Origin of the sequence: Paraburkholderia sp. MM5384-R2 (genome assembly GCF_014201025.1) — a bacterium.
GTDB classification, from domain to species: domain Bacteria; phylum Pseudomonadota; class Gammaproteobacteria; order Burkholderiales; family Burkholderiaceae; genus Paraburkholderia; species Paraburkholderia tuberum.
This window is the reverse complement of sequence record NZ_JACHDI010000017.1, coordinates 50,368-66,688: the sequence shown is the minus strand read 5'-3', so window position 1 is coordinate 66,688 and position 16,321 is coordinate 50,368. Positions and strand designations below refer to the sequence as shown.

The window sequence follows — 16,321 nt, the reverse complement described above, 5'->3', positions numbered from 1 at the left end:
CCGAACACCGTTTCAGTCGCGGCTGACATAGCTGGCTCAGCCGGCGATCAGTATTTCGCCGCGGCCGTCGACCGCGAGGTCGCCCGTGAAGCGGACCGGCAGACGGTCCGCGCGCCACTGCGAAAACGGCGCGATTTCGGCCGCGAGACTGCGTATGAGCAATGACCAGAATACGTCGAAACCGTGTCCGCCGCCGGTGAAAGTAGGGGGCGGCAGTGGCTCTGGCCGTTGCGCGAGCAGCAGCGTGCCGCGCCTCATTGCATAGGCATAATGCGCGCCCAGTTGCCCCGCCACGCCGACGGTCCCCGCGACCAGCCGCGACGCCGCGAAATCGCCCGCGTTGCCGCCGACCAGCACGAGGCCGCGGCGCATCCGGTCGGCGAGCCGCGCGCCCGCGTTGCCGTGGATCGTCAGCGTGCCGCCGCTCATGCCTTCCATATCGCCCGTCAGTGCGCCGGCGGCGAAGTCGCCGCTGTCGCCGCGCACCGTCACGCGTCCGCCGCGCATTTCGCAGCCGGTGAAATGCCCTGCGTCGCCGTCGATTTCAAGCAAGCCGCCGCTCATTCTGAAGCCGCTGTAGTCGCCGACGGAGCCGCGCGCGACGAGCCGTCCGCCGTCCATCTGCGCGCCGAGCCGGTCGAGCCACCGCGCGGCGCCCTCGATCCGCAGCGTGGCCATGTCGTCGCCGGACGCAGGCGCGTCGTCGCGCGAAACCTCGAAGACGTCGCCGACCACGCAGCGCTCGTTGCCGGCCGGCAGCACGATGCGCTCGATCTCGGCCACGCTCATGCTGGCCAGCGCCGCGGGTGACAGCGCTGCGGCATCGACGCGAAAGCCGGGTGGTGTCTTCACGCGCAACGTGGTCGTGCTCATGCGTGACTCCCGTTGAGCCCCGCCGCCAGTTCGTGCAGATGAAAGTGGTACGGCCCGAGCTTGCCGCCGTAGTTGCCCGCCGAAATGCGCAGCACGCCGGCCGCGCGGCCGAGTCCGGCGGCCGCGCCGATCCCGGCCGTCATCGCCGCGCCGACGTCGGCGTCGGTCAGACCGTCGATGACGATCTCCAGCACGCAGCCAACGTCCGCGCTCAACTCGCTGCGCCGCGCGAGGCCGATCAGGCTCGGGCAGAACGCGTCGTTGGTCGACGCGGTCGCGCCCGCGTACTTCGAGCCGATCTTCGAGCCCGAGCGCACGATGCCGCCGGGAAACGGCATGATCACGTTCGGCAGCCGGCGCATCGCGTCGACCGCGGCTTCGGCCGCCGCGAGCGCGGCGCCCAGGTCGCGCGCGAGCAGCAGCAGGTTGCCGCCGCCGACGGCCTTGACCGTCGCCGCCATGTCTTCGCAGACGAACTCGCCGTCCATCACCGGCACGCGCCAGTAACGCGTGGGTCCGTTCCCCGCGTCGATCATCTTCGCGATCTGCCAGCCGTCGCCGAAAAAGCGCAGTCCGCTGCCGAGCGGCGCCGGGTCGGACAGCGGCGCGCGGCTCGTGGCCGGATCGATGCCGCCGTAGACGGCCGTGCTCGGGCAGGTGAGCACGCACTGGCCGACGCGCCGCCCGATCTGCTTCGCGAGCTCCTTCGACGACACCGCGAACAACAGCACCGCGACGCCGGGCCGGCCGTCGGGCGTGGCAGCGGGCGCGAGCGCACGCTCGACGCCCGCCTCGCAGCCGCAACCGATCACCGAGGTCGCGAAGCCCGCCAGCGAGTTCGCCGCGTGCATCGCCCACGTCGGCGTGTGCGCGGTGATCACGAGCCGGGTCGCCTTCATCGGAAAGGCTTCGGCGAAGGTCGCGTCGATCGCGGTGCCGTTGATGTCGAGCGGGGCGGGAGCGTTCATCGTGGCCGCGTCAGGTTAGACATTCGACGGGCAATAGCCGTCCGCCGCGGCAGCAGCGGCAGGCTTCGTCGTCGCTGATCGCGGCGTGCGCGAAGTTGCTCGCGAGGTTCGAGTCGCTATACGCGCGCAGCGTTGTCTCGATGCCGCGATCGAATTGCGGCGCGACGAAATGGATACCGCCCGTCGGCGTCGCGACCAGCGTGCCGTCGCGCGCAACCAGCTCGCCGTCCTTGAACACATAGGCCGGCGACGTGAACATCCGCTCGCGGTCCGGCTCGTCGCGATACACGGCGATGTCCGCCGCCGCGCCCGCGCCGAGATGGCCGCGATCGCGCAGGCCCAGCAGCCGCGCGGGACCGGCGCGCGTGATGATCGCGATCTCGTACAGCGAGAATTCGCGCTTGAGCTCCGGCAGCGCACTGGCGACCTGCGCTTCGGGATGCAGCTTCGCCAGTTGCTCATCGCGAAACGGCTTGTCCATCAGCAGGCGGATCAGATGCGGGTAGCTGGTGAACGGTCCGCCGTTCGGATGATCGGTGGTCATCGCGACGCGCCACGGGTCGTCGACGAGCAGGAAGATTTCGAGGCCGATGATCCATTGCAGCGCGTTCACGTAGCTCTGTTCGCGATAACGGAACGGCAGCACGCCGCAACCCGCGTCGCACTCGATATCGCCCACCACCCACTTGTGCGGCCGCGCGAGCGGCGCGTTGCGGAACTGCATCATCGTGTCGCCGGAGGCCGTGACGGTCTGTCCGAAGATGATCTGGCCGACGTCGATCGACACGTTCGGCCGCGCGTTCACGGCCTCGGCAATCTGCCGCGCGCCCGACGAAAACTTGCGCGAACCCTCGGTGCCATAGCTGTGAAACTGGATATGCGTCAGATGGATCGGCAGGCCGTCGGCGGCGTCCATCGTCGCGATGGTCGAGGCGAGGTTGCCGGGCACGCCGAGGTTGCTCGTGTGCACGTGCAGCGGATGCGGCACGCGCAGCTCGGTCAGCGCGCGCGTCAGCGTGCGCAGCACGTCGCGCGGCGTGATGCCGTAGTGCGCGTGCGGCTCGTCGACGTTTAGCGAGCGCTGGTTGAACTTGAACGCCGAGATGCCGCCGGGGTTGACCACCTTGACGCCGAGCGCCTTGCTCGCGTCGATCGTCCAGCCGACGTAATCGCGCAGACGTTCGAAGTCGTCGCGCGCGGCGAGCATCCGCAGGAACAGCTCGTCGTTGCCGAGCATCACGTACGCGCCATGATCGATGATCGGCGTGTCGCCCATTTCGAGGTGCGTGTGGCGCGCGTTGGACGGCATCATCGCCGGCTCGAACGCGGCCGTGTAGCCCATTTCGGCGTAGCGGTAGCCGGTCGCGAGCGTGCCCGGCGTGCAGACGCCGCACGACGGCAGGCGCAGGTAGCGGCCGTTGTCGTCGCGCGCGGCTTCGTAGGCGGCCTCGCGCGGCGCATGGGCGCCCCGCGCATCGGCGCGATGGTCCTCGGGCAGCAGCAGGCGCGACAGATTGGTCTTGCCGCCGCCGATATGCGAATGCAGGTCGATCCCGCCCGCCATCACGATCATGCCGGTCGCGTCGTATTCACGATCGACGGGCGTGGTGGCGGGCATGTCGACGATGCGACCGTCGCGGAACGTCAGGTCGCGGCGCTCGCCGTTGACGTTGTGGATCGGGTCGAACAACGTGCCGCCCTTGAGCCGGACGAGAGTCATGACTGATCCTCGCGCGTACCCGAGCGCTCGCTCAATTGCCCGCTCAATCGCCCGCTCAACTTCGCGGCAATCGACGCCACCGACTCCAGCGCGGCACCACGCGCGGCGGTGAGCGGCATCACGACCGTGCCGTCGATGCGAAACAGATGCCCGCCGCTATCGACGCCCGGTGTCGCGACCGGCACGAACACGGTGTTCGCGCCGCGTGCCCTGGCGGCATCGGCGAGCGCCGGATGACCGAGCACGATCAGGGCAAGCGCGGGATCGAGCGACTCGGGCCACGCGTGCGGCGCGAAGCCCGCGATCCACAGCAGCGCATCGACTTCGCGTTCGGCGAGCAGCCGAGCCGTCCGATAGCGGTACGGATCGTGATCGAGCGGTGGGGTGCCCGCGGCGTGAGCCGGCATCGACACGCGCGTGCGCAGCGGCAAGCCGGACAGCCACGTGACGGTCTGATTGACCGTCAACGCGCCGTCGTCGCCGCCGAGCGCGAGACAGGCCGCGCGCGTCGTGCGATTCACGGCCTTCACGATCCGGTTCAGCGCTTCGATCAACAGCGCCGCGTGCGGCGCGGGCAGTGCGGCCGGTTCGTAGACGACCACCGTATAGCGCGCGCCGGCGATGCGTGCGTGCAACGACGCGAGCGCGGTTGCCACGTTGGCTGCGCTGCCATCGCCGTGGCTCAGCGCGGCGGCGTCGCGTCCTTCCGCGAGCGCTGACCACAGCGCGAGCGTGTCGTACGGATCGGTGTCCGGCAGCAGCGTGTCGATGCGCGTTTGCGCGAAGCCGGCCGCGGCCGGGTCCGCTTCGCAGCCGACGAAGACCAGCTCGCGCGCGAGTTCGGTGCCCGCCAGCGCGCGCGTGAAAAAGCGCGGATAGCGCCGCGACGGCTGACAGCCGAAGAACACCAGCAGGTCGGCGCGCGCGCGCACTTCGGAGAGCGTCGTAAAGAACGAGCCACGGTCTTGCAAAGCGAGCGTCGCGGGCGTCAGCGCATCGCCGTGCAGATGATCGAGGATCGCGCCGCAGGCGGCGGCAAGCGGATACAGCGCGCGGATGCCGGCGACCTCGGTGGCGAGGCCGCCGAATAGCGGGCGGCGCGCGTTCGCGAGCAACTGCGCGGCGCTCGCCAGCGCGGCATCCTTGTCCACTTCGTTGCCATCGACGGTGCAAGCGCATTGCGCGTCCGTTGCGCCGTACTGCGTGAGCGCGTGAGCGAGCCGCGGACATTCGGTGTCCGGCACATCGAGCGTGCCGTCGTCATGGGCAGCGGCGGCCAGGTCGTCGCACAGCAAAGGGCAGAACGGACAGATCCAGTCGCGTGTGAGCGCCGCGGCACGCGTTGCGCTCGGGCTGGGGGGCGATGGATCGATGGAGGGGCTATGCATGGGGCAGGTTTTAGCAAGCTCCATGCCGATTTTTTCGACACGCCTCGGCGGCCGAGCGCCGCGTTGAAGCGAGCCCCGTCTACGGTCGTACTGCTTTGCATTCAGCGGATAAACAAACGCGGGGTCCTTGCGGTAAGCGTGCCTGATCCAGCGTCGGCGCGCGCGTCAAAGGCCCGCTGCGCCATACAAAATGTGTGCCGTTCTGGAGCAGAGTGTCAAGCAGAGTGTCACACGCGAACAGTCCGGCTTGTGTTGCGTTTACCGACAGCGCTGTCAGAACGCGTGGCATGGAAATTGTATGGAAGGCCTACGCGGAATCGGAATGCGCGTAGTCGATCTGTCGATCGTGCAGCGCGGACGCCACCAGCCAGGCGCTTGCGCCGGTGCCGGTCGCGGCGGCCAGATCGTCGCGATTGCGGATGCCGCCCGCGCCGATCAGCGTGGTGTGCGCGGCGGCTTGCGCGCGCACGCGCTCGAACGTCGCGAGATCGGGGCCGGCGTAGCTGCCGACCTGGTCGAGTGTCATCGCGATCACGCGCGGCGGCCACCACCCCGACGAGCGGTCGAGCGCGGCCGCGGCGAGCAGTTCGCCCGCCCGCTGATCGAGCGACAGGATCGGCGCAAGGCCGGCGCGCTGAGCCGCGTGCAGCGCGTGGATATCGCGCAGCGTCTCCGAGCCGAACACAGGCACGAGAGTCGCGAGGTGGGAAGCGGCAGCAGGGCTGTCGTGTTGATCGATGGCGTCGTCGATGCGCTCGAATAGCGCGCGCATCGACGCGTAGTCCGCGAAACCCGCGTCGAGCCACAGTTCGATGCCGGGCAGCGCGGCCCGCAATGCGGCGAGCGTCGAAGCATGCGCGCCGCGCTGCAGGATGGCGCCGAGATCGGCGATATAGAGCGTGCGCGCGCCGCTGGCTTCGAGCAGCGCGCGGGCGGTGGCAAGTGGGTCGCTCGTCGCGACGAGGCGGGACTGGATGGGCCGATAGGCGCTCCGCTCGCCGCGCACCGCGCGTACGACCTGGCCGTCGAGCAGATCGAGAACAGGTATCACCTGCATAGGGGCGCTTTCCTTTGACCAGAATCTTTGTCTACGAGTATCTCACCGGCGGCGGCATCGACCCCCAGCTCGCCGGCCCGGGCAGTCTCGCCGATTTGAGCGCGCTGATCGTCGAAGGACGCGTGATGCGCGACGCGCTGGTCGGCGCTCTGCGTGAACTCGACGGCGTGCAGGTCACGTTCGCGACCTCGCGCTTCGAAACGCCAGGGGCGGGCGAGGCCCATTGTATGGCCGCGCCCGGCGAATCGATGACGGCATTCGTCGCGCGCGCGGCGCGTGAGCACGATTACGCGTGGGTCGTCGCGCCGGAATGCGACGGGCTGCTGCTGCGCTTTCACGATGTGGTCGGCACTGCGCGCTGGCTCGGCTGCGCGAAGGAAGCGATCCGCGTCGCGTCGAGCAAGAGCGCGACCGCGGCGCGTCTTGCCGCGCATGGCATTGCGACGACGCCGGCGTTAGAACCCGGCGACCCAGCCGCGCAGCACGACGGCCGCTGGGTGGTCAAACCGGACGACGGCGCGGGCGGCCTCGACACCATCGTGTACGAGCGCTTCGCCGATGCCTGCGCCGAGTACGAGGCGCGCGCGGCGGCGGCGCGCAATCCGGTGCTGCAGGCGTGGGTCGATGGCGAGCCGTTGAGCCTGTCGCTGATCTGCCGCGGCGACGCTACCAAGCTCCTCAGCATCAACCGTCAGCAGATCGGGCTGAGCGGCGGCGACGCGTCGGGTGATGTTGCGCGGATCGTCGAGTTCGACGGCGTGCTGGTCGATCAGATCGACCAGCACAGCGACATGGGCCGCGCGCTCGACACGCTCGCGCATCGCGTCGCGCGGGCCATCCCGGGTTTGCGCGGCTTCGTCGGCATCGATGTCGTGTGGCATCCGCAACTCGGGCCGGTCGTGATCGAAGTGAATCCGCGTTTGACGGTCGCTTATGCGGGGCTGTCGGCGGCGCGCGGCAGTGGCCTGACGCGCGCGCTGCTGGCCGCGCATGGCGTGCGCATCGAGCGCTGCGGCGCGGCGCGCGCCAATTCGCCGACGTACGAGGTGCGCCCTTGAGCTCCGCCCGTTCGAACCCGGCGGCGCGGTTCGGCTGGGACGTCGGCGGCGCGCACGTGAAGGTGTCGCTCGTCGACGGCAGCGACGCCGTGCTGGACGTCGTGCAATGGCCGTGTCCGCTTTGGCAGGGGCTCGACCATCTGCACCGCACGATCGACCTCGTTTTCGAGCGCTGGCCGCAGGCCCGCACGGACGCCGCGCAGCATGCGGTGACGATGACCGGCGAGATGGTCGACCTGTTCGCGGATCGCGCCGAAGGCGTGCGCGCGATCGTGGCCGCGCTCGCGCAGCGGCTCGGTCCATCACTGCGTTTCTACGCCGGCGACGCCGGCTGGCTCGCCGCCGCCGACTGCGCGGCCGGCTGGCGCCACGTCGCGTCGGCGAACTGGCTCGCGACCGCGAGCTGGGTCGCTACCTGCATGACGAACGCGCTGCTGATCGACATCGGCAGCACCACCACCGACATCATTCCGATCGTCGACGGCCGCGTCGTCGCGCGTGCCGCGACCGATGCGGGCCGGCTCGCGACCGGCGAACTCGTGTATCACGGCGTCGTGCGCACGCCGTTGTGCGGCGTCGCGCAGCGGATCGAATTCGGCGGCGCCATGCTGAATGTGATGAACGAATGGTTTGCCACGACCGCCGACGTCTACCGGCTGACCGGCGAACTGGACCCGCTGCACGACGTGCAGCCGAGCGCCGACCAGGGGCCGAAAACGCAGGCGGCGAGCCGCGCGCGGCTCGCGCGCATGATCGGGCACGACGCGCACGACGCGTCGGAGGTCGAATGGCTGCACTTTGCGCGGCGCTGGCGCGCGCTGCAGGTGCGCGAAATCGGCGCGAACCTGATGCGGGTGGTCGCCGCTCAGCCGGCGCTCGCGGCCGCGCCGCTGGTGGGCGCCGGCTGCGGCCGTTTCCTCGTCGCCGCATTGGCGCGCGACGAAGCGCGCGGCTATATCGATTTCGGTGCGTTGGCGGGCGTGCCCGATGCTTGCGCGGCATGGGCGGCGACCTGCGCGCCGAGCGTTGCGGTCGCGCTGCTCGCGGCGCGCGAGCCGGGCGCCCAACGGCGCGGCGCGCGTGGTATCGCGGCGCGCGCGGCATGAGTGGAGAGGCGCGGCGCGCAATCCGGGGACGCGGCGCGCCGGCGCACGAGTAGCGCAAAGAGGGGCAGGGGACGCGATATGCCGAGCGGGACAAGTTCGGTGATGAACGAGGTTGCGAAACGACGCGACCCGGCCGGGCACTCAACTGGACACGAGGGCAACAGTCATGTGGGTGGTCAAGATCGGAGGCAGCCTGAGTCACGACCCGGCACTGCGCCACTGGCTCAGTGAGCTATGCGAAGTCGGCGGCGGACGGGTCGTGATCGTGCCCGGCGGCGGCGATTTCGCGGACAAGGTCCGCCAGTACCAGGGCGAGTGGAACTTCGACGATCTGGCCGCGCACAACATGTGTCTGCTCGCGATGACGCAATATGCGCTGCTGATGCAGGGCGTTTCGCCCGAACTGGTGATCGCGTCGAGCGAGGCGAAGATTCGCCGCACCCTGCGTGACGGTCACGTCGCCGTGTGGGCGCCGACCGCGCTGATGCGCGACACGCCCGACGCGATGAGCAACTGGGACACGACCTCGGACAGCCTCGCCGCGTGGCTATCGACGATGCTCAACGCGGAGCGGCTGGTCGTCGTCAAATCCTGTCCGATCGCCGTCGACGATCCGCTCGAAACGCTGGCCGCGGCGGGGGTGATCGACCGCAAGTTCGTCGACTACGTGAACGATGCGAACTATGTGGTCGAATTGCTCGACAAGAGCAACGTCGCGCTGATGCGCGACCGCTTGCTGAATATTCCGGTGATGTGAGCGGCTGCTACAGCCGCGTCGCGTTGGTCGAGCCCGGCAACGGCGCCGCGCCATCGACGCGAATCTCTCCAGCCGGCCGATGCAACGCGCTCGCCCATTGCGCGACGCGCTCGGGGTCGAGCCGCGAGCGGCGCCCGTCGGCGCACAGCGCGGTGCGAAAACCGGCCACGTCGGGCGCCAGCGCGCGGATCTGCGGCAGTTGCGCCCAGCCGAGCGCACCGGCGATGCCCGCCATCGCGCCGCGCTGACGCGCGAGCCGCAACCAGCGCGCGAGCGAGTCGACATCGACGTGATCGAACAGCGTGCCGCCGTCCTTGCTCGCGGTATCGAACATCAGGCCGGCGAAGCCGAGCGCCGCGGTGTGGCTGACCAGTTCGTCGTCCATGCCGCCGTCGCATAGCAGCACCGGCACGACGCTAGCCGGCAGATTCGCGAGCTGCTCGATGCAGCGGCGCGCGGCCGGTCCGCGCGCGACGCCGACTTTCACATAGTCGACGCCGGCATCGCTGACGTCGATCACGCGCGCGGCGATCTCGTCGAACGCATCGGCCGGCACGTCGCCGATCGCCGCGCTGATCGGCTTGACCGGGTAGCGCGCGCGAAGTTGTTGCGCGATGGTCGTGATGGCGCCGATCGACAGGCCGCCGAGCGCGCCGTCGTCCGGCTCTTTCAGGTCGATCAGCTCGGCGCCGGCGCGGGCGGCGTCGAATGCTTCGTCAGCCGAGCGGACGCTCGCGAGCAATGCGGTCATCGGGGTTCTCCGCGGAAGGAAGGGTTTTCAGTGATGGGCCGAAGCGGCGGCCTGATGCGCCGCGTCTTCGAGGCTCGCGCGATATCGCGCGATCGCGGCGACGAGCCAGCTCCATGCGGTGCGCTCGTTGTCGCCGGCGGTTTTGTCGATCGCGATCTGCAGGTACGCCATTTCTCGATCGACCTTGTCGGCCGGCAGCATGAAGAGCCGGCTCACCAGAATCGCGCCTTCCACGACCGCCGACTGCGCGCGATTGAAGCCCGCGAACGGCGCGTGGTTTTCACGGTGCACGCATTTCATCACCAGCACCGGGCGCTCGGCGTCGTCGCGCAGCTCGTCGAGTTCGAGCTCGGCGTGGGCCAGCGACTCGGCCAGACGTACGCTCGGCACGCGGCTCGCGGCCAGGGTCGGCCAATCGGTCGCGCAGTGTGTGACGCAGCCCGCGAAGATCCGCACGTCGGTGGTGAAGTTCAGCACCGCCGCGCGCGTCGCGATCACGTTGTCGAGCGTGACCGACGGACGGAACGGCGCAAGGATGATGCGCTCACCCTCGTAGCGCGCGCCCATCGGCGCGATGTGTGGACGGCCATCGCACGCTGCCGTAGTGACGATCGTTTCGTGGATCATGGCTGGGAACGTGTGTCCCGACAGCGCCGGAAGGCCGGCCGTCAGCAGAGGTCGAACACAAACGGGAACCGCAAAGGGGCCGCGGCGTGCGGCCCGGTTGCGGGCTTAACGCGTAGCGACATACATCACGATTTCAAAACCGAGGCGTACGTCGGTATAGCTCGGAGTCGTCCATTGCATACGTGCTTTCTCCTTTGGTTGAAACACCGGGTGGAACAGCGTTGCGCCGCCGGCCCGGCGTGATGCCCGGTGTCGACGGCAGCCGACATCACGCAAGCTCCGTGCCCATGCGCGTACCGGCCGGCCAGGCGCGCATGCATTCGACGGCCAATACAGCACCCGGCGAATTGCGCCACGCCGTGGCGCTCGCGCGGGTTGCCAGACGCAAAGAGCCGCGCGGTGTGGCGAAAACGAAGCAAAGTGTGCCATCGCGATTCGCTGATTCGATTGCGCTGTCACGCCGCGCCCGCCTCGCTCACCAACACATTCTGCTCCCATTCGCGTCGCACGGCTCGAAAAAGAACCCCACGATGTGGTAGCGATAACCGATCCGTTAAGTCTGCCAAATGAAATCGTGAATTCACCTTGGGCGTGTCCGTGCCTACAGTGCAACTCAAGCGCTTCGTTCTTCCGGCAGTGCGCTTGCCACCTTCGAGGACACGTCATGAACGATTTCAGTCAACCGCCGATCCAGCCCGGACCTCAAGCGCGCGATCCGCACAATCCGCGCGAACGGTACGCGGCGGGCGTGATGAAATACCGCGAGATGGGGTACTGGCAACCGGACTACGAACCGAAAGACACCGACGTGATCGCGCTGTTTCGCATCACGCCGCAACCCGGTGTCGAACCCGAGGAAGCGGCGGCCGCGGTGGCCGGTGAATCGTCGACCGCGACGTGGACGGTGGTGTGGACCGACCGCCTGACCGCCTGCGACATGTATCGCGCGAAAGCGTATCGCGTCGAGCCGGTGCCGGTGTCTCGCGCCGACGAGCCGCAGTACTTCGCGTATATCGCTTATGAACTCGATCTTTTCGAAGAGGGCTCGGTCGCGAACCTGACCGCGTCGATCATCGGCAACGTGTTCGGCTTCAAGCCGCTGAAGGCCTTGCGGCTCGAAGACATGCGCATTCCCGTCGCGTATCTGAAGACGTTTCAGGGGCCGCCGACCGGCATCGTCGTCGAGCGCGAACGGCTCGACAAGTATGGTCGGCCGCTGCTCGGCGCCACGGTCAAGCCGAAGCTCGGTCTGTCGGGCAAAAACTATGGACGGGTGGTCTACGAAGGCCTGCGCGGCGGCCTCGATTTTCTGAAGGACGACGAGAACATCAACTCGCAGGCGTTCATGCACTGGCGCGACCGCTTCCTGTTCGCGATGGAGGCGGTGAACCGCGCCCAGGCGGAGACGGGCGAGCTCAAAGGGCACTACCTGAACGTGACGGCCGGCACGATGGAGGACATGTACGAGCGCGCCGAATTCGCGAAGGAGCTCGGCTCGTGCATCGTGATGATCGACCTCGTGATCGGCTGGACCGCGATCCAGTCGATGTCGCGCTGGGCCCGCAGGCACGACATGATCCTGCATCTGCATCGCGCGGGGCATGGCACCTACACGCGGCAACGCAACCACGGCATCTCGTTTCGCGTGATCGCCAAATGGCTGCGCATGGCGGGCGTCGATCATGCGCATGCGGGCACCGCGGTCGGCAAGCTCGAAGGCGATCCGCTGTCGGTGCAGGGCTACTACAACGTGTGCCGCGACGCGCACAACGCGGTCGATCTGTCGCGCGGCATTTTCTTCGATCAGCCGTGGGCCGGCTTGCGCAAGGTGATGCCGGTCGCCTCGGGCGGGATTCACGCGGGGCAGATGCATCAGCTGCTCGAGCTGTTCGGCGACGACGCGATCCTGCAGTTCGGCGGCGGCACGATCGGCCATCCGGCCGGCATCCAGGCCGGCGCGACCGCGAACCGCGTCGCACTCGAAGCGATGGTGAAGGCGCGCAACGAGGGCCGCGACATTCTGCGCGAAGGGCCCGACGTGCTCGAAGCCGCCGCGCGCTGGTGCACGCCGCTCAAGCAGGCGCTCGATACGTGGCGCGACGTGAGCTTCAACTACGCATCGACCGATACGCCCGATTTCGCCGCCACTCCGACGGCGGCCTAGCCACGCCGAGCTTTTCCCGCGAGCGCCTCACGAGCGCATCCGCAACGCGGTGCAACGGCACCGCGCGGGGCACCGTTGACGCCGTTCCGAACGCGACATCCATCCACGAGGTTCGTCATGCGTATTACTCAAGGAACGTTTTCTTTTCTGCCCGAGTTGACCGACGAGGAAATCGGCCTGCAGATCGACTACGCGCTGCGCCAGGGCTGGGCCTGTTCGGTCGAATTCACCGACGACCCGCATCCGCGCAACACCTACTGGGAAATGTGGGGTCTGCCGATGTTCGACCTGCACGACGCGGCCGGCGTGTTGCAGGAGGTCAGGGCTTGCCGCGAGGCGCGGCCGCAGCACTACATCAAGGTCAACGCGTTCGACTCCGTGCGCACCTTCGAAACGATGCGCCTGTCGTTCATCGTCAACCGGCCGGACGTGGAGCCGGGCTTCCGGCTGTTGCGGCAGGACGCGCAGGGGCGCACGCAGCGCTACAGCATGACTGGCTACGCGGGCGACCGGCCAGCGGGCGAGCGTTATGGCGCGGCGGGCTGACGCCGCTGATCGCGCAACAACGCACACGACGACCCGCAGCGAGGAGCAACCATGACAGACGCCGCCATCGTGGACGCACTGCCCGCGTCCAATGCGCACAGCGACGCCGCCGCGCCCCACATCGACCTCGCGGCGCTGTACCGCGACTCGGGAATCGGCGACGTGCTCGGCGAACTCGATCGCGATCTGGTCGGGCTCGCGCCCGTGAAAACGCGCATTCGCGAGGTCGCCGCGCATCTGCTGGTCGAGCGCGCGCGGGCTTCGCTGGGTCTCGCGGGCGGCGCGCCGACCTTGCATATGTGCTTCTCCGGCAACCCCGGCACCGGCAAGACGACGGTTGCGCTGCGCATGGCGGAAGTGTTGCACCGGCTCGGCTACATTCGCCGCAATCATCTGGTGTCGGTCACACGCGACGATCTGGTCGGCCAGTACATCGGCCACACCGCGCCGAAAACGCGCGATGTGCTCAAGCGCGCGATGGGCGGCGTGCTGTTCATCGACGAAGCGTATTACCTGTATCGCCCGGAGAACGAGCGCGACTACGGGCAGGAAGCGATCGAAATTCTGTTGCAGACGATGGAGAACCAGCGCAGCGACCTGGTCGTGATTCTGGCCGGCTACGCGTCGCGAATGGAAGTGTTCTTCGAGAGCAATCCGGGTTTCCGCTCGCGCATCGCGCATCACATTACGTTTCCCGACTACGAGGAAACGGAGTTGCTCGAAATCGCCGAACGGATGCTCGGCACCATGCATTACCGCTTCGATGCGGCGTCGCGCCGCGCGTTCGCCGACTATCTGGCGCGCCGCATCCGCCAACCGAATTTCGCCAACGCGCGCTCGGTGCGCAACGCGCTCGACCGCGCGCGGCTGCGCCAGGCGAACCGCCTGTTCGCGAGCGCCTTGCAAGGCGGCGAGCCGATCGACGCCGACACGCTGACGCTGATCGATGCCGCCGACGTGCGCGCGAGCCGCGTGTTCGACGAGCCGTCGCAGTCCTCGCAATCGCCTTCCACCGCGCGCGCCGTCACGGCGCCGCCGGGCTGAATCACGACACCATCGACGGAGAACGCCATGCAGGACGGACGCACGACACTTTCGAAGTTCCTGATCGACACGCTCGATCGCCCGCCGTGTACGGACGACACGCGCGACACTGCAGGACTCTCCGCGCTGCTGATCGACGTAGCGGCGGCCATCAAGTCGATCTCGGCGATGTTGACCAAGGGCGCGCTAGGCGGCAACTACGGTTCCGCGCAAACGCTCAACACGCACGGCGAGCAACAGAAGAAGCTCGACGTCTCGAGCAACGAGATCTTCCTGCAGCAATGCGAGTGGGACGGCTTGCTGGCCGCGATGGTGTCCGAGGAAATGGAGCACGTCTACGCGATTCCGCTGGACTATCCGCGCGGCGAGTATCTGCTCGCGTTCGATCCGCTCGACGGCTCGTCGAATATCGACATTAACGGCGTGGTCGGCTCGATCTTCTCGGTGCTGCGCACGCGCGACCCGGCAGAGGATGCAACCAGCGAAGCCGCGTTCCTGCGGCCGGGCTGCGAACAGGTCGCGGCCGGCTATGCCGTGTATGGACCGTCGACCATGCTGGTGCTGTCGGTCGGCAATGGCACGCATGGCTTCACACTGGAGCGCGAGATCGGCAACTTCGTGCTCACGCATTCGAACATCCGGATTCCGGAGGAAACCGGCGAGTTCGCGATCAACGCATCGAACGAGCGCTTCTGGGAGCCGCCCGTGCGCCGCTACGTGCAGGAGTGCAAGGACGGCCGCAGCGGTTGCCGCGCGCGCGACTTCAACATGCGCTGGATCGCGTCGATGGTCGCGGAAGTGCATCGCATCCTGATGCGCGGCGGCGTGTTCATGTATCCGCGCGACTCGAAAACGCCGGCGATGGAAGGACGCCTGCGCCTGCTCTACGAAGCGAACCCGATGAGCTTCCTCGTCGAGCAGGCGGGCGGCCTCGCGATCACCGGCCGGGAACGCATTCTCGATGTCGCGCCGCGCGCGCTGCATGGCCGCGTGCCGGTGATTCTCGGCTCGAAGAACGAGGTCGAGCGCATTGCGCGCTATCACGGCGAATACGACCGCGGCGAGGACAAGCCGTTCACGTCGCCGCTGTTCGGCACCCGCTCGTTGTTCCTGCCGGATTTCACGGCGTGATCAGCGACCGACGGCGCGCTCAGCGCACAGAACACAGTCATCCGGAGACAAACGCATGTCAGTCAAACATCCGATCATCGCGGTGACCGGCTCGAGCGGCGCCGGCACCACCACCGTCATGAAGAGTTTCACGCATATCTTCAGACGCGAGCACATCAATGCGCAGATCGTCGAAGGCGACGCGTTTCATCGCTACGACCGCAACGGCATGCGCGCGGCGATGCAGGAGCGCGAACGCGACGGTGTGCCGGATTTCAGCCACTTCGGGCCGGAAGCGAATCTGCTCGAAGAACTCGAAACGCTGTTCACGTGCTACGGCGAAAACGGCAGCGGGCAGTTTCGCCACTACGTGCACGACGCGGGCGAAGCGCAACTGTACAAGCAGGACGGCGGCACCTTCACGCCGTGGGAGGAGGTCGCGCCCAATACCGACCTGATGTTCTACGAAGGGCTGCATGGCGCGGCGGTGACCGAGAAGGTCGATATCGCGCGGCATGCGGATCTGCTGATCGGCGTCGTGCCGATCATCAACCTCGAATGGATCCAGAAGCTGCACCGCGATCAGACCATGCGCGGCTACACGCACGAAGCGGTGGTCGACACGATCCTGCGGCGCATGCCGGACTACGTGAACTACATCTGCCCGCAGTTCTCGCGCACGCATGTGAACTTCCAGCGCGTGCCGACCGTGGACACGTCGAATCCGTTCACCGCCCGCGAGATTCCGCAACCGGACGAGAGCTTCGTCGTGATCCGCTTCGCGCGGCCGAAGGGTATCGACTTCCAGTATCTGCTGACGATGCTGCACGACTCGTTCATGTCGCGCCCGAACGTGATCGTCGTGCCGGGCGGCAAGATGGGACTCGCGATGCAACTGATCTTCACGCCGATGATCCTGCAACTGATCGACCGGCGTTCGCGCGCCTGAGCGGTACCAGACGGATAGCGAGGTTCATTTCGCAAGGAGAGATTCGATGAGTGCAGTCGCGCAACCGCTTGACGCACCCGCCACGCGCTCGATGGCCGACGCGCTGCGCATGCTCGCACTCGATGCGATTGCGCCGCTCGCGGCCGCCGGTAATGCCGCGCGCGTTGAGCCCGGCGCTCGCCAAGATTTCATTTCATATCGAG

16 protein-coding genes are annotated in these 16,321 nt (G+C 67.8%); 8 read left to right on the top strand and 8 right to left on the bottom strand.

Going from position 1 to position 16,321, the window contains the following annotated elements; genetic code table 11:
* Positions 1-36 precede the first annotated feature (36 nt).
* From HDG37_RS24545 to HDG37_RS24525, 5 genes are all read right to left on the bottom strand, one after another.
* The gene (locus HDG37_RS24545) at positions 37-873 is read right to left on the bottom strand and encodes a formylmethanofuran dehydrogenase subunit C (RefSeq protein ID WP_184052043.1); all 837 of its coding nucleotides are present in this window, start codon (positions 871-873) and stop codon (positions 37-39) included.
* Entirely contained in the window at positions 870-1,841 is a 972-nt protein-coding gene (gene fhcD / locus HDG37_RS24540) for a formylmethanofuran--tetrahydromethanopterin N-formyltransferase (RefSeq protein WP_184052040.1), read from the bottom strand. Before fhcD ends, HDG37_RS24545 begins: the two co-directional genes overlap by 4 nt.
* 10 nt (positions 1,842-1,851) lie before the next feature.
* On the bottom strand, positions 1,852-3,561 hold the full coding sequence (locus tag HDG37_RS24535) for a formylmethanofuran dehydrogenase subunit A (RefSeq protein ID WP_184052038.1): 1,710 nt from the start codon (positions 3,559-3,561) through the stop codon (positions 1,852-1,854).
* Positions 3,558-4,949 (bottom strand): formylmethanofuran dehydrogenase, encoded by a 1,392-nt coding sequence (locus tag HDG37_RS24530; RefSeq protein WP_184052036.1) that lies wholly within the window; start codon positions 4,947-4,949, stop codon positions 3,558-3,560. Before HDG37_RS24530 ends, HDG37_RS24535 begins: the two co-directional genes overlap by 4 nt.
* A 307-nt stretch (positions 4,950-5,256) precedes the next feature.
* Positions 5,257-6,006, bottom strand: coding sequence for a HisA/HisF-related TIM barrel protein (locus HDG37_RS24525; protein ID WP_184052034.1), 750 nt, complete (start codon positions 6,004-6,006; stop codon positions 5,257-5,259).
* A gap of 14 nt (positions 6,007-6,020) precedes the next feature.
* On the opposite strand from HDG37_RS24525, the gene HDG37_RS24520 reads away from it, so the two are divergent.
* From HDG37_RS24520 to HDG37_RS24510, 3 genes are all read left to right on the top strand, one after another.
* Positions 6,021-7,064, top strand: coding sequence for an ATP-grasp domain-containing protein (locus HDG37_RS24520; RefSeq protein WP_184052032.1), 1,044 nt, complete (start codon positions 6,021-6,023; stop codon positions 7,062-7,064).
* Positions 7,061-8,170 (top strand): hydantoinase/oxoprolinase family protein, encoded by a 1,110-nt coding sequence (locus HDG37_RS24515; RefSeq protein WP_184052029.1) that lies wholly within the window; start codon positions 7,061-7,063, stop codon positions 8,168-8,170. The genes HDG37_RS24520 and HDG37_RS24515 overlap by 4 nt, the downstream gene beginning before the upstream one ends.
* A gap of 166 nt (positions 8,171-8,336) precedes the next feature.
* Positions 8,337-8,927: an aspartate kinase gene (locus HDG37_RS24510; RefSeq protein WP_184052028.1), complete on the top strand. Its 591-nt coding sequence runs from the start codon at positions 8,337-8,339 to the stop codon at positions 8,925-8,927.
* 7 nt (positions 8,928-8,934) lie between these two features.
* Here HDG37_RS24510 and HDG37_RS24505 read toward each other — a convergent pair whose 3' ends face one another.
* The 3 genes from HDG37_RS24505 to pqqA all read right to left on the bottom strand — a co-directional run bounded on the left by HDG37_RS24505 (position 8,935) and on the right by pqqA (position 10,485).
* The gene (locus tag HDG37_RS24505) at positions 8,935-9,678 is read right to left on the bottom strand and encodes a (5-formylfuran-3-yl)methyl phosphate synthase (RefSeq protein ID WP_184052026.1); all 744 of its coding nucleotides are present in this window, start codon (positions 9,676-9,678) and stop codon (positions 8,935-8,937) included.
* A gap of 27 nt (positions 9,679-9,705) precedes the next feature.
* Positions 9,706-10,305 carry a DUF447 domain-containing protein gene (locus HDG37_RS24500; RefSeq protein ID WP_184052024.1) on the bottom strand — a complete coding sequence of 200 codons (600 nt, stop codon included), beginning with the start codon at positions 10,303-10,305 and terminating at the stop codon, positions 9,706-9,708.
* 105 nt (positions 10,306-10,410) lie between these two features.
* Positions 10,411-10,485 carry a pyrroloquinoline quinone precursor peptide PqqA gene (pqqA, locus tag HDG37_RS24495; RefSeq protein ID WP_113062024.1) on the bottom strand — a complete coding sequence of 25 codons (75 nt, stop codon included), beginning with the start codon at positions 10,483-10,485 and terminating at the stop codon, positions 10,411-10,413.
* A 484-nt stretch (positions 10,486-10,969) separates the two neighbouring features.
* Between pqqA and HDG37_RS24490 the strand changes: the two genes are divergently transcribed.
* The 5 genes from HDG37_RS24490 (at position 10,970) to HDG37_RS24470 (ending at position 16,118) form a co-directional block, all read left to right on the top strand.
* Positions 10,970-12,469, top strand: a complete 1,500-nt coding sequence (locus HDG37_RS24490) for a form I ribulose bisphosphate carboxylase large subunit (RefSeq protein ID WP_184052022.1) — start codon at positions 10,970-10,972, stop codon at positions 12,467-12,469.
* Between the two features lie 117 nt (positions 12,470-12,586).
* A complete protein-coding gene (locus tag HDG37_RS24485) occupies positions 12,587-13,015 on the top strand; it encodes a ribulose bisphosphate carboxylase small subunit (RefSeq protein ID WP_027195078.1) in 429 nt (142 codons plus the stop codon).
* 51 nt (positions 13,016-13,066) lie between these two features.
* Positions 13,067-14,059, top strand: a complete 993-nt coding sequence (gene cbbX / locus HDG37_RS24480) for a CbbX protein (protein ID WP_184052020.1) — start codon at positions 13,067-13,069, stop codon at positions 14,057-14,059.
* Between the two features lie 27 nt (positions 14,060-14,086).
* Complete coding sequence (locus HDG37_RS24475) at positions 14,087-15,190, top strand: class 1 fructose-bisphosphatase (protein WP_184052018.1); 1,104 nt, start codon at positions 14,087-14,089, stop codon at positions 15,188-15,190.
* A gap of 55 nt (positions 15,191-15,245) precedes the next feature.
* Positions 15,246-16,118 (top strand): phosphoribulokinase, encoded by an 873-nt coding sequence (locus tag HDG37_RS24470; RefSeq protein ID WP_184052016.1) that lies wholly within the window; start codon positions 15,246-15,248, stop codon positions 16,116-16,118.
* Positions 16,119-16,321: the final 203 nt, after the last annotated feature.

What these genes read in the sequence shown, in the direction of transcription:
- HDG37_RS24545 (WP_184052043.1), bottom strand. Translation starts at nt 873, where the DNA reads ATGAGCACGACCACGTTGCGCGTGAAGACACCACCCGGCTTTCGCGTC.
- fhcD (WP_184052040.1), bottom strand. Translation starts at nt 1,841, where the DNA reads ATGAACGCTCCCGCCCCGCTCGACATCAACGGCACCGCGATCGACGCG.
- HDG37_RS24535 (WP_184052038.1), bottom strand. Translation starts at nt 3,561, where the DNA reads ATGACTCTCGTCCGGCTCAAGGGCGGCACGTTGTTCGACCCGATCCAC.
- HDG37_RS24530 (WP_184052036.1), bottom strand. Translation starts at nt 4,949, where the DNA reads ATGCATAGCCCCTCCATCGATCCATCGCCCCCCAGCCCGAGCGCAACG.
- HDG37_RS24525 (WP_184052034.1), bottom strand. Translation starts at nt 6,006, where the DNA reads ATGCAGGTGATACCTGTTCTCGATCTGCTCGACGGCCAGGTCGTACGC.
- HDG37_RS24510 (WP_184052028.1), top strand. Translation starts at nt 8,337, where the DNA reads ATGTGGGTGGTCAAGATCGGAGGCAGCCTGAGTCACGACCCGGCACTG.
- HDG37_RS24505 (WP_184052026.1), bottom strand. Translation starts at nt 9,678, where the DNA reads ATGACCGCATTGCTCGCGAGCGTCCGCTCGGCTGACGAAGCATTCGAC.
- HDG37_RS24500 (WP_184052024.1), bottom strand. Translation starts at nt 10,305, where the DNA reads ATGATCCACGAAACGATCGTCACTACGGCAGCGTGCGATGGCCGTCCA.
- HDG37_RS24490 (WP_184052022.1), top strand. Translation starts at nt 10,970, where the DNA reads ATGAACGATTTCAGTCAACCGCCGATCCAGCCCGGACCTCAAGCGCGC.
- HDG37_RS24485 (WP_027195078.1), top strand. Translation starts at nt 12,587, where the DNA reads ATGCGTATTACTCAAGGAACGTTTTCTTTTCTGCCCGAGTTGACCGAC.
- cbbX (WP_184052020.1), top strand. Translation starts at nt 13,067, where the DNA reads ATGACAGACGCCGCCATCGTGGACGCACTGCCCGCGTCCAATGCGCAC.
- HDG37_RS24475 (WP_184052018.1), top strand. Translation starts at nt 14,087, where the DNA reads ATGCAGGACGGACGCACGACACTTTCGAAGTTCCTGATCGACACGCTC.
- HDG37_RS24470 (WP_184052016.1), top strand. Translation starts at nt 15,246, where the DNA reads ATGTCAGTCAAACATCCGATCATCGCGGTGACCGGCTCGAGCGGCGCC.